12 protein-coding genes are annotated in these 12,198 nt (G+C 60.9%); 8 read left to right on the forward strand and 4 right to left on the reverse strand.

Going from position 1 to position 12,198, the window contains the following annotated elements; genetic code table 11:
• Positions 1-53 precede the first annotated feature (53 nt).
• From ACSQ9D_RS15110 to ACSQ9D_RS15120, 3 genes are all read left to right on the forward strand, one after another.
• Positions 54-1,256, forward strand: coding sequence for a phosphoglycerate kinase (locus tag ACSQ9D_RS15110; protein ID WP_436282888.1), 1,203 nt, complete (start codon positions 54-56; stop codon positions 1,254-1,256).
• A 222-nt stretch (positions 1,257-1,478) separates the two neighbouring features.
• Positions 1,479-2,504 (forward strand): class I fructose-bisphosphate aldolase, encoded by a 1,026-nt coding sequence (locus tag ACSQ9D_RS15115; RefSeq protein ID WP_436282889.1) that lies wholly within the window; start codon positions 1,479-1,481, stop codon positions 2,502-2,504.
• 140 nt (positions 2,505-2,644) lie between these two features.
• The gene (locus tag ACSQ9D_RS15120) at positions 2,645-3,562 is read left to right on the forward strand and encodes a PhzF family phenazine biosynthesis protein (RefSeq protein WP_436282890.1); all 918 of its coding nucleotides are present in this window, start codon (positions 2,645-2,647) and stop codon (positions 3,560-3,562) included.
• Here ACSQ9D_RS15120 and ACSQ9D_RS15125 read toward each other — a convergent pair.
• Complete coding sequence (locus ACSQ9D_RS15125) at positions 3,559-3,723, reverse strand: hypothetical protein (protein ID WP_197066140.1); 165 nt, start codon at positions 3,721-3,723, stop codon at positions 3,559-3,561. The two genes, ACSQ9D_RS15120 and ACSQ9D_RS15125, sit on opposite strands and share 4 nt — an antisense overlap.
• Before the next feature lie 172 nt (positions 3,724-3,895).
• On the opposite strand from ACSQ9D_RS15125, the gene ACSQ9D_RS15130 reads away from it, so the two are divergent.
• The 3 genes from ACSQ9D_RS15130 (at position 3,896) to rcdA (ending at position 6,281) form a co-directional block, all read left to right on the forward strand.
• Entirely contained in the window at positions 3,896-5,176 is a 1,281-nt protein-coding gene (locus ACSQ9D_RS15130) for an MFS transporter (RefSeq protein ID WP_436282891.1), read from the forward strand.
• 21 nt (positions 5,177-5,197) lie between these two features.
• The gene (locus tag ACSQ9D_RS15135; protein WP_436282892.1) at positions 5,198-5,389 is read left to right on the forward strand and encodes a DUF1192 domain-containing protein; all 192 of its coding nucleotides are present in this window, start codon (positions 5,198-5,200) and stop codon (positions 5,387-5,389) included.
• 376 nt (positions 5,390-5,765) lie between these two features.
• Positions 5,766-6,281 (forward strand): protease adaptor protein RcdA, encoded by a 516-nt coding sequence (rcdA, locus tag ACSQ9D_RS15140; RefSeq protein ID WP_037126729.1) that lies wholly within the window; start codon positions 5,766-5,768, stop codon positions 6,279-6,281.
• A 149-nt stretch (positions 6,282-6,430) separates the two neighbouring features.
• On the opposite strand, the gene rpmE is transcribed toward rcdA, so the two are convergent.
• Entirely contained in the window at positions 6,431-6,652 is a 222-nt protein-coding gene (gene rpmE / locus ACSQ9D_RS15145; protein ID WP_007527409.1) for a 50S ribosomal protein L31, read from the reverse strand.
• Between the two features lie 192 nt (positions 6,653-6,844).
• Here rpmE and ACSQ9D_RS15150 point away from each other — a divergent pair, with 192 nt between their 5' ends.
• Together ACSQ9D_RS15150 and ACSQ9D_RS15155 are read left to right on the forward strand one after the other, a co-directional pair.
• Positions 6,845-8,647: an ABC transporter transmembrane domain-containing protein gene (locus ACSQ9D_RS15150; RefSeq protein ID WP_436283843.1), complete on the forward strand. Its 1,803-nt coding sequence runs from the start codon at positions 6,845-6,847 to the stop codon at positions 8,645-8,647.
• 486 nt (positions 8,648-9,133) lie between these two features.
• Positions 9,134-9,322, forward strand: a complete 189-nt coding sequence (locus ACSQ9D_RS15155) for a YegP family protein (RefSeq protein WP_007527415.1) — start codon at positions 9,134-9,136, stop codon at positions 9,320-9,322.
• Between the two features lie 30 nt (positions 9,323-9,352).
• Here the strand turns inward: ACSQ9D_RS15155 and ACSQ9D_RS15160 are convergent, their stop codons facing one another.
• Complete coding sequence (locus ACSQ9D_RS15160; protein WP_436282893.1) at positions 9,353-10,993, reverse strand: FAD-binding dehydrogenase; 1,641 nt, start codon at positions 10,991-10,993, stop codon at positions 9,353-9,355.
• 172 nt (positions 10,994-11,165) lie between these two features.
• A complete protein-coding gene (locus ACSQ9D_RS15165; RefSeq protein WP_037126719.1) occupies positions 11,166-12,197 on the reverse strand; it encodes a peptidoglycan -binding protein in 1,032 nt (343 codons plus the stop codon).
• Between the last annotated feature and the right edge of the window lies 1 nt (position 12,198).

Below are 12,198 nucleotides of genomic sequence, written 5' to 3' on the forward strand. Positions count from 1 at the left end.
GTCATCCTTGCTATGGTCCCCGCATCTTTGGGCAATAACGAACGGACTTTTCCATGCCTTCCTTCAAGACCCTCGACGACCTCAACGACATTGCCGGCAAGCGCGTCCTCGTTCGCGTTGACCTCAACGTTCCGGTCAAAGACGGCAAAGTGACCGACATCACGCGTATCGAGCGCGTTGCTCCGACGATCATCGAGCTGTCGAAGAAAGGTGCCAAGGTCATCTTGCTGGCACACTTCGGCCGCCCCAAGGACGGTCCGTCGCCGGACCTTTCGCTGTCACTGATCGCTCCGTCTGTCGAGGAGGTGCTTGACCGCCCGGTCGCGACGGCGAGCGACGTCATCGGCGATGCCGCGGCCGCTGCGGTTGCATCGATGAAGGACGGCGACATCCTGCTTCTCGAAAACACCCGCTTCCACAAGGGCGAAGAAAAGAACGACCCGGACTTCGTCAAGGCGCTTGCGGCAAATGGCGATATCTATGTCAACGATGCGTTCTCCGCTGCCCACCGCGCACATGCCTCGACGGAAGGCCTCGCGCACCATCTTCCTGCACATGCCGGCCGCACGATGCAGGCCGAGCTCGAGGCGCTGGAAAGCGGCCTTGGCAATCCGGCCCGACCGGTCGTGGCCATTGTCGGCGGCGCCAAGGTGTCGACCAAGATCGATCTCTTGCTGAACCTCGTGAAGAAGGTCGATGCGCTGGTGATCGGCGGCGGCATGGCGAACACCTTCATCGCCGCGCGTGGCACCAATGTCGGCAAGTCGCTCTGCGAGCATGATCTTGCAGAGACCGCAAAGCAGATCATGATCGAAGCGGCCACGGCCGGCTGCGCCATCATTCTCCCCGAAGACGGCGTCGTTGCCCGCGAATTCAAGGCGAACGCCGCCAACGAAACGGTCGCCATCGATGCAATCCCGGCCGATGCAATGGTGCTTGACGTCGGCCCGAAATCGATCGAGTCGATCAAAGCCTGGATCGAGCGCGCCCAGACACTGGTCTGGAACGGCCCGCTCGGTGCTTTCGAGATCGAACCGTTCGACAAGGCAACCGTCGCCGCAGCGAAATATGCGGCCGAGCGCACCAGGGCCGGCAAGCTCGTCTCGGTTGCCGGCGGCGGCGACACGGTCTCGGCGCTGAACCACGCCGGCGTTGCCGACGATTTCACCTATGTCTCTACGGCGGGCGGTGCTTTCCTTGAGTGGATGGAAGGCAAAGTCCTTCCCGGTGTCGCCGTACTCAACAAAGCCAAATAATCTGGGCAGCCAGATTTAACAAATTTTACATGTAGATAGACCGCGGCGCGAAAGCTCCGCGGTCTTTTGCTCACTGCAAGTACAAAAGTTCAAACTTTCAAACGATTGAAAAAAATTCAAACGTTTCAATCAATTTTGCTGCCGTTTTCCCACCCATAAACTTCTGTTATCCGCGACCTATATTCACCGATTGACGATTTTTCTTGCTGTGGAGAAGGCGATATGAGCGAACGTTTGGAAGACATTGCCGTGCGTATGGTAGCTGGTGGCCGCGGGCTGCTTGCAGCGGATGAATCGACAGGCACGATCGGTAAGCGGTTCGACACGATCGGACTTGAATCGGCGGAGACGAGCCGCCGCGACTACCGCGAAATGCTGTTTCGCACGGAAGACGCGATGCGTCAGTATATTTCCGGCGTGATCCTCTACGAGGAGACCCTCCACCAGAAGGCGGCAGACGGCACGCCCTTCGTCGACATCATCCGCGCGGCAGACAGCATTCCGGGCATCAAGGTCGACATCGGCGCCAAGCCGATGGCAGCCTATCCCGACGAAACCATCACCGAAGGCCTCGACGGCCTCGCGGAGCGGCTGGCGAAGTACTATGAAGCCGGCGCCCGCTTCGCCAAGTGGCGCGGTGTCATCGCAATCTCTCCCACGCTCCCGACATGGGGCTCCATGAAGGCCAACGCGCATGCACTCGCCCGCTATGCCGCGCTGTGCCAGCAAGCCAACATCGTTCCGATCGTCGAACCCGAGTGCCTGATGGATGGCAAGCCGGGTGATCACAACATCGATCGCTGCGCCGAGGTCACGGAATGGACGCTGCGCACGGTCTTCGAAGAACTGGCTGATGCCCGTGTCAGCCTCGAGGGCATGATCCTGAAGCCGAACATGGTCATCGATGGCAAGAACGCTCGCAAGGCATCGGTGGCCGAGGTCGCCGAGCGCACGGTCGAGGTGCTGAAGCGCACCGTCCCGTCCGCCGTTCCGGGCATCGCCTTTCTCTCCGGCGGCCAGTCCAGCGAAGAAGCGACGGCGCATCTTTCCGCGATCAACTCCGGCTACGACCTACCATGGGCCGTCACCTTCTCCTACGGCCGCGCCCTGCAGGATACGGCGCTGAAGGCCTGGGGCGGCAAGCCGGAAAACGTCGCCGCCGGCCAGCGCGCCTTTGCCCATCGCGCCGAGATGAACAGCCTTGCGGCCAAGGGCAGCTGGAAGAAGGACCTCGAGCAGGCCGCGTAAACCTCTTCTCGGCTGACGAAACAGAAGAAACCGGTCGCCAAGGCGGCCGGTTTTTCCATTGTAACAGCGACAAGTTTTCCGCTTCTTCAGTCGGCCGATCGCCGGTAGAGATCATGGCATCAGCCAGTTCGGAAACAGCCATGAAAACCGTTGCTTTCACGACCGTCGATGTCTTCACTTGCGCCCGCTTCGAGGGCAACCCGCTGGCTGTGATGACGGACGCGCGTGGGCTGACCGATACTGACATGCAAAACATCGCCGCCGAGTTCGGCTATTCGGAAGTTACCTTCGTCCTGCCGCCGGAAGATCCGGCAAATAGCGCCCGCGTCCGCATCTTCACGCCGACAATGGAAGTGCCCTTTGCCGGACATCCGAACGTCGGAACGGCCTATGTGCTCGGGCAACAGGGGCATGTCTTCGGGCGGCCAGTCGGCGACAGCCTGCGCTTCGAGGAGAAGGCTGGCCTCGTCGAAGTCGATTTGAAGCGCAACGGCAATGAGGTGCTGTCGGCGGCCATTCGGGCGCCAAAGCCGCTCGCCATCGGCGACACGGTCTTGGCGCAGACTGTTGCCCGCTGTATCGCGATCGAGCCGCGGGATATCCGCGTAGCGAAACATTCGCCGGTTGTCGCATCGGTGGGGCTGAGTTTCGTCGTTGCCGAACTTGCAGATCTTGCCGCCCTTGGCCGCGCCCGCCCGAACCTTGCATACTTTCAGGACGCTGCCGCCCCGACGGTTGAAGGCAACCACGACTTCTCGCTGTTCGTCTACGTCCGCTCCAAGGAAAACCCATGGACGATCCGCGCACGGATGTTTGCGCCGCTCGACAACGTGCCGGAAGATCCGGCGACCGGCAGCGCCTCGGCGGCACTCGGCGCCTACCTCGTTTCGCTAGAGCCGGATGCGAACATGAGCGTTTCGCTGACCATAGAGCAAGGCGTCGAGATGGGACGCCGCAGCATCATCGGGATTGACGTGGTCAAGAAGGACGGCATCGTCACCGACGTGACGATTTCCGGCAGCTGCGCGCCTGTCATGCGCGGCGAAATCGCCTACTAGGCGAAGAGATCGCGCCCGATCAGCGCCACCGCCCAGATGGCGAAGGCGATCAGCGCGATCTTCCAGAAATCCATGCGCCGCCGCAGCCCGGGAACACCGAGCGGCTTGATCACCTGAATAGCCATCGCCAGGATGAGCAGCAGTGCGATCAGCTTCGTCATGTCTTTATTTTTCCATCTCTTATGAATGTCACAGGACGGACATTTTTTCGCGTCACGACTGCATTTATTCATGCCGTAAAGGCATTTGGGGGCACAATCAATCATCTCGAGGCTGGGCGACACTGCGTGTTGCCATATGACCTTTGACATTCAACGCATAGAGTCTGGCTATATGAAAAGAAATCTGCTGTCCGTCGCCTCGCTTCTCTTCGGGACGCTCTTTCTCTTCATGGGCAACGGGTTGCAGGGCATCCTGCTTCCGATGCGCGGCAATCTGGAAGGCTACGCAACAACCACCCTCGGCCTTCTCGGCACCTCCTGGGCCGCTGGCTTCGTCATCGGCTGCCTCGTCGCACCGAAACTTGTGCGCCGTGTCGGCCACGTCCGGGCCTTCTCCGGCTTCATTGCCATCATCGCAATCATCGCGCTTGTCAGCGGTATCATCATCCACCCGGTCTGGTGGGTGCTGTTGCGAGCCGTCACCGGCTTTGCGACCGCCGGCACTTCGATGATCATCGAGAGCTGGCTGAACGAGCGCGCTACCAATGAGAGCCGCGGCGCGATCTTCTCGCTCTATATCGCCATTACCCTCTTCGGCGTCGTGGCGGGCCAGATGATGATCCCGCTGGAGGATGTGCGCACGCCCGTCCTGTTCATGATCTGCGGCATCTTCTACTGCATCGCGATGCTTCCGACGACGCTCTCGACCGCAGCCTCGCCGCAGCCGCTGAAGGCCGTCAAACTCGATCTGCCGGCGCTCTACCGCAACTCCCCCGTATCCTGCCTTGGCATTCTCCTCGTCGGCATCGCCAACGGCGCTTATGGGACGCTGGGCGCGGTCTTCGGCGCGGGCTCCGGCCTGTCCGATACCAGCATTGCCATCATGATGAGCGCCACCATTTTCGCCGGCGCCCTGATGCAGCTGCCGGCAGGTCGCCTCTCCGATCGCATCGACCGCCGCTACGTGCTCGCGGCGATGTCCGCGATTGCTGCTATCGCCGGCCTGCTGCTGGCGATCCTGCAGCCCTCCTCGCCCTACTTCATCATCGGCCTTGTCGTGCTCTACGGCGCCGTTGCAAACACGCTCTATCCAATCGCGGTCGCGCACGCCAACGACTATGCCTCCGCCGAGGACTTCGTGAAGGTTTCCGGCGGACTGCTGCTCCTCTACGGCATCGGCACCATCATCGGCCCGACCATCGGCGGCCCAGTCATGTCGATAATCAGCCCGCACGCCCTCTTCCTGGTAACGGCGGTCGCCCATGTGCTGATCACCGCCTACGCCATCATTCGCAGCCGCATGCGCGCCGCCGTTCCGGTCGGCGACCGCGACGCCTTTACGACCATTCCGACGGCCACATCGCAAACGCTGACGCCAGAAAGTATGTCGCTTGCGGACCGCGGAACCGGCAAGACTCCCGAAACTGGCGATCCTGCCCTAAAATATAGCTGAGGCTAAAAGGGAGGATTCCATATGAGCTTCATCGACGACGACCGGCCGCAGAAGAAGGTTGCACACGAGATCGGTGCCGACCTCTCCACCTTATCGGTCGACGAGTTGCGAGCGCGTGTCGAGCTGCTCAAAGCCGAGATCGTGAGAATCGAAGCAGAGGCCGCCAGCAAGACATCGACAAGATCAGCGGCGGAAAGCCTCTTCCGCTCGTAATTCGCGAGCGGGCTATTACAGCAAACTAGGGCTCGAAAGGTGTTAATCCGGGACAGGTTTAAGCGGCCATTAAGCTTTATAAGGTATTACTGTACTCATCCAGATCTTCTCTGGATCTCAGACAGTTTTCCATGCGGTGAATTGGTCTGATTTTTCTCCCTGTTTTACCTTGAGAGCCGCTTTTGCGGCTCTTCTTTTTTATTGCGCTGGGGACCATTTCCATGAAACTGTGGAAGTTAACCCTTTCTTAAGAAACGCCTTGCGCAATTCCGCTAAAGCTACCATCTTAAAAGCATAAAGAACGGCCGGAGGGACCTTTTCCCTTCGGCTGGCGTTACCTGACCATAAGTAGATGCGTGCAACAGGGACTGTTTAAATGTCAGAGCTTGGATTGAACACAATCAGTTTTGCAGGTCGCGCTGCCGCATCCTCGCAGTTCAAGGCGCTGTATTCGGAAGGCATGTCGCTGGTCGAAGAAACCGCCGCCTATCTCGATGGCCAGGGTCGCACAGCCTCCAAGGTTCTGCCGCGCATGGCATCGGTTCTCTATGCGGCAGAGTCGATGCGCCTGACCACCCGCCTCATGCAGATGGCCTCCTGGCTGCTGCTGCAGCGCGCCGTTAACAACGGAGAGATGTCGCGCGATCAGGTTCTTGCCGAGAAGAACAAGGTTCGCCTCGACGGCTTTAACGTCGATCGCAACGCACCGGGCTGGGGCGATCTGCCGGAATCCTTCCGCGACCTGATCGAACGCTCGTTGCGCCTGCAGAACCGCGTCGCCCTGCTCGACCGCGAAATCTATCGCCCGGCCGAGGCACCGATCGTTCCCGATAACCAGAACAGCGTCCAGGCTCAGCTCAGCCTGCTGCAGACGGCCTTCGGCAACAACTGAGCCGCCTCAAACCGAATTCACGAAACCGGCTGCGTCCTGCGCAGCCGGTTTTTCGTTGTGTGCCCAACAGAGCGCAACGCCATGGCATGCGCTCAAAAACGAAGAGCCCCGCAAGCGGGGCTCTTTCAAATTCCACCAAGTGGCAACAGTTAGAGGCCGAGGCCGCCGAAACGCTTGTTGAACTTGGAAACGCGACCGCCACGGTCCATGAGCTGCTGGTTGCCGCCAGTCCATGCCGGATGCGACTTGGAGTCGATTTCGAGGTTCATGACTGCGCCTTCAGAGCCCCAGGTCGAACGGGTCTCGTATTCGGTGCCGTCGGTCATGACTACCTTGATCGTGTGATAGTCGGGATGGATATCTGCCTTCATAACAATCTTCCTGCCATGCAACGTCCAATTTGACGCATCATCATTGCGACAAGAGGACCGATTGAATAAATGAAGCCGCAGACGCAAAGGCCACGGCTTCCCATTAGGATGGGCTGCCTATACATGAAGGCCGGCAGGATAACAAGAGCCATCAGCCGCGGATGAGCGGTGTCGAAGGTGATCGGAGACGAATTGGCATACGCAGGGCAAGCAGGGGAAAAAAAGTCGGGATCGCTGAAGCCGCTTGGCCGGCTGACGCCCTATGTCGTGCGCTATCGCGGCATGGTCGCTGGTGCCCTCGCTTGCCTTGCGCTTGCCGCCATCACCTCGCTCGCCCTGCCGCTCGCCGTACGCCGCATGATCGACCATGGCTTCACGCAGGCCGACGGCAGCTTCATCAACAGCTATTTTCTGATGCTGATGATCATGGCGATCGTGCTGGCCGTCGCGAGCGCCCTTCGCTACTACTTCGTCATTACGCTCGGAGAGCGCGTGGTCTCCGACCTTCGCCGTGATGTCTTCAGCCATGTGACGCGGCTGTCGCCCTCCTTTTTCGATGTCAACCAATCGGGCGAGATCGTCTCACGCCTGACGGCGGATACGACACAGATAAAGTCAGCGGTCGGCGCGACCGCTTCCGTCGCCTTGCGCAACCTTATTCTCTGCCTCGGCGCGATGGGGATGATGATCGTGACGTCGCCAAAGCTGTCCAGCCTTGTGATTGGAGCGATTCCGTTGATCGTATTTCCGCTGGTTGGCTTCGGTCGTTCGGTGCGGAAGCGCTCACGCGCCGCCCAGGATACTCTGGCGGACGCCTCCGCCTTCGCCAACGAAACGATCGCCGCCAGCCGCACCGTCCAGGCCTTCGGCGGAGAGGACGCCGCTGCCACCCGGTATGGGACCGCTGTCGAAACGGCATATGATGCCGCCCGCGCGGCGATCCGCTCGCGCGCCCTGCTGACAGGTATCGCCATTACCCTTATTTTCGGGAGCGTCGTCGCCGTTCTCTGGGTCGGAGCTCACAACGTCCTGGCGGGCACGCTTTCGCCCGGCACGCTCGGCCAGTTCCTTCTCTACTCCGTCATCGCCGCCGGCTCGCTCGGCGCTCTTTCCGAAGTCTGGGGGGAACTTTCGCAAGCTGCGGGTGCGGCCGACCGGCTGACAGAACTGCTCGATGAAGTCTCGCCGATTGCAGCGCCCACGATGCCTGCTGCTCTGCCTGCTCCAGCGCATGGTCGTGTCCAGTTTATGGACGTGCATTTTGCCTATCCGTCGCGCCCGGAGAGATCCGCCCTCCATGGCCTGAACTTCGACGTCGCCCCCGGAGAGACCGTCGCGATCGTTGGTCCCTCCGGTGCCGGCAAGAGCACCGTCTTCTCGCTGCTGCTCCGCTTCTATGATCCGCAACAGGGTGCGGTCAAAATCGACGACGTCGATGCCCGCAGCACCGATCCCGACGAGTTGCGCAAGCGTCTCGCGATCGTGCCGCAGGATGTGACGATCTTTGCGGCCTCCATTCACGACAACATCGCCTTCGGCCGCCCAGAGGCGAGCCGTGAAGAGGTGCGTGCCGCCGCGATCGCTGCACAGGCCGACGAATTCATTGCCCGCTTGGACAAGGGGTACGACACCGAGGTCGGCGAGCGCGGCATCACGCTCTCCGGTGGTCAACGCCAGCGTATCGCCATCGCCCGTGCCATTCTGAAGGACGCGCCGGTCTTGCTGCTCGACGAGGCGACCTCGGCACTGGACGCCGAAAGCGAAACCCTTGTGCAGAAAGCCCTCGATGGCCTCATGACCGGCCGCACGACCCTTGTCATCGCCCATCGCCTCGCGACCGTGCTGAAGGCTGACCGGATCCTCGTGATGGATCAGGGTCGCGTCGTCGAAGAGGGAACGCATCAGACCCTTATTCGAGACGGCGGCATATACGCCAAGCTGGCCAAGCTGCAGTTCGAAACGGGTGCCGCAGACTTTCTCGCCGCAGCTAAGTGATCGTCCGATTACACGTTCCCTCCCCAACGCCGGCCTCAGGCGGATTTAACGTCGCCGCGCCGTGAGGAAGGCTCTCGTGAACTCGATAGAACCTGCCGATACGTTGATCGTACTCGTCGCCGTGGCCGTCGTCGTATCGATGCTGCTGTGCTATCGCTCGCTCCGGGAGCCCGGGATTGGTCGCTCAGCGACGCGTTGTCCGAAGGAGTCGAGTTGACGAAGACCGACCCGGCCGGCGTCAACGAGATCCCCGATATGAAAATTCCAACGTCTTTTATTCGGGCCTGGTGCTCTTCGCGCCGTACCTGATCAACAGTTTTCGGAGGTCGTCTTGATTTTCAAACCGTAGTGCGGCGCATTTCCTGCGCGAAATCGGCTCGTCGCGCTGGTTGCAAAGCACGCAAATATCCCGATGGAATAGTTGCGTTTTTTGTTCTAGGCTGCGCCTGCAGATAGGACATCATCCTGATTCCGGGAGAAAAATCGATGTATAAGTTCGAAGTTTACAAGGACAAGGCTGGCGAGTTCCGCTTCCGTTTCAAGGCGCCGAACGGCGAATCCATGTTCGGCTCCGAAGGCTATAAGGCTAAGGCATCGGCGCTGAGCGCCATCGAATCCATCAAGAAGAATTCTCCCGGCGCAGAAGTCGTCGACACGACGAAGGCTGAGGCCTGATCAAATCAGGCGGCGCCAAAAGCGCCGCCTCTACACCGCCCGCCCGGCAACCCTGCCGGAAAAGATGCATCCGCCGAGGAATGTTCCCTCGAGCGCGTTATAGCCATGCATGCCCCCGCCGCCAAAGCCGGCCACCTCGCCCGCGGCATAGAGCCCAGGCACTGGATCACCACCATGGCCGATCACTCGTGCGCAAAGATCCGTCTCCAGACCACCTAGAGATTTGCGCGTCAGGATGTGCAGCCGCACTGCAATCAATGGTCCGGCCTGCGGGTCAAGCAGCGAGTGGGGCTTTGCCGTGCGCATCAACCGGTCCCCGAGGTAGCGCCGAGCGCCGCGAATGGCGATGACCTGCGCGTCCTTCGAAAAGGCGTTGCCAATCTCCCTGTCGCGGGCCTCGATCTGCGTCCTGAGACGGCTTGCATCCACGCGCCTTTCACCCGTCAACCCATTCATGCCGTCGACAAGCGCTTCCAGCGTATCGCGAACGATGAAATCCTCTCCCCTGTCCATGAAGGCCTGAACGGGTCCCGGCGGCTCCTTGCCCAATCGCTTGAGCAGCAGGCCGATATCCTTGCCCGTGATGTCGGGATTCTGTTCCGAGCCGGAAAGGGCAAACTCCTTCTTGATGATTGCTTTGGTCAGGATGAACCAGCTGTGGTCATGACCCGTCGCGCAGATTGCCTTCAGCGTCGCCAGCGTATCGAAACCGGGCATCGCAGGCGCGGCAAAGCGGTTTCCATCGGCATCGCACCAGAAGGAGGATGGGCCGGGCAGGATGCGTATGCCGTGATTGCGCCAGATCGGATCCCAGTTCTTCAGCCCCTCCGTATAGTGCCACATCCGGTCCGAATTGATCTCTCGCCCACCCGCGCGCTCGGTGATCTCGATCATCCGTCCGTCGACATGGGCGGGTACGCCCGCGACCATGCTTACCGGCGGTCGTCCGAGCCGATCGACCGGCCATTTGCGGCGCACCGCGTCATGATTGCCCCCGATGCCCCCTGAAGTCACGATCGTCGCACCGGCCCGTATCTCGAAGAGCGCCGCAAAAATGCGGTTTGTCTCCTGACCTCGAATGGAAGCGTCCGGCTGAAGGATCGCGCCACGGGCGCCGCAGACGACACCGCCTTGCACGACAAGGTCGTCCACCCGATGCCTGAACAGAAGCGTGACAAGCCCCTTCGCCTCCGCCTCTCGCACACGACGAATAAATGGCGCAAGCACGGCCGGTCCGGTTCCCCACGTCACATGGAAGCGCGGCACGGAGTTTCCGTGGCCATGCGCCAAGCCGCCTCCCCGCTCAGCCCAGCCAACCACCGGGAACCAGCGCATGCCCTGCTGATAGAGCCAGCGGCGTTTCTCGCCTGCGGCAAATTCAAGATAGCCCTCCGCCCAGCGGCGCGGCCAGTAGTCTTCCGGCCGGTCGAACGATGCGGAACCCATCCAGTCCTGCCGTGCAAGGCCAAGATTGTCACGGATACCCAGTAGCCGCTGTTCCGGGCTATCGACGAAGAACAGCCCACCAAGAGACCAAAACGCCTGCCCGCCAAGGCTCTGCTCGCCTTCCTGCTCGACGATGCAGACCTTCCGGCCGCGATCCGCCGCCTCCGCTGCCGCCACGAGCCCCGCAAGACCTGCGCCGATGACCAGCACATCGCATTCGATCAAAGCATTCTCCCCCGCTTCTCTTCGAACCTATGCGCAGCCTCGCTCGGCGACAACGCCACTTTTCCCGAAACGATATCTTTTGCAGCCCGATCCGAGAGACGCTTGTTGCACAGGAACGACTCTAGCCGGCAGCAATAGCAGCCGATCTTTCGACAGGCGAAACGCTGTAGATCTACTTCTCGGTGAGCTTCAGTTCGATACGACGGTTGGTGGCGCGTGCCTCCGGGGTGTCGCCTGGCGCGATGGGTTGGAACTCCCCGAAGCCGGCAGCGACGAGACGGTCGGCCGGCACGCCGCGGGAGATCAGAAACTTGACGACTGAGATCGCGCGCGCAGAAGACAGCTGCCAGTTATCTCCATACCTGCCGGTGCCCGCGAGCGGCACGTTGTCCGTATGTCCGTCGACGCGCAGGACCCAGTTGATCTCCGGCGGGATTTCCTTCGCAACGTCGAGAAGCGCCGTCGCAAGCTTTGCCATCTCGCCCTGGCCGTCCGGATTGAGATCCGCACTGCCAGAGGGAAACAGGACCTCAGACTGGAAGACGAAGCGGTCGCCGACGATCCTGATATTCTCGCGATCGGACAGAATCTCGCGCAAGCGCCCGAAGAAGTCGGACCGGTAGCGATTGAGTTCCTGCACGCGTTGCGCCAGCGCGACGTTGAGGCGGCGGCCAAGATCCGCGATCTTCGTCTGCGAGGTCTGATCCTTCTGCTCGGAGGCTTGCAGGGCGGCTTCGACGGCGGCGATCTGGCTGCGCAACGCGGCAATCTGCTGGTTCAGCAACTCGACCTGGCTCATCGCCCGGTCGCTCATCTGCTTCTGTTCGTCGAGTTCCTTGGTGAGGCTGCCGATACGCGACTGTGCAGCGCTCTGGCCTCCCGAGCCAGCATCAAGCAGCGCCTTCAGCCGCGATCGCTCGCTTTCCGCCGACGACAACGAGGCCTGAAGATTGGCGACGCTGTCCTCGAGGTCCTGTTTGCTTCCCTTCTCGAGAGCAAGCAGCTGCGTCAACTCGTTGATCTGACTGTTCAGACGGTTCAGCACCTCGTCACGGCCGGAGATTTCGCGGCTCAGGATATATTGGCCGACAACGAAGACCGTCAGCACGAACATGATGGAGATCAGGAGTGTCGACAGCGCGTCGACGAAACCTGGCCAGTACTCCACCGCACGCTGGGGGCGACGATTGCGGGCAAGAGCCATG

The organism is Rhizobium sp. LjRoot258 (assembly GCF_964254185.1).
Taxonomy (GTDB): Bacteria; Pseudomonadota; Alphaproteobacteria; order Rhizobiales; family Rhizobiaceae; genus Rhizobium.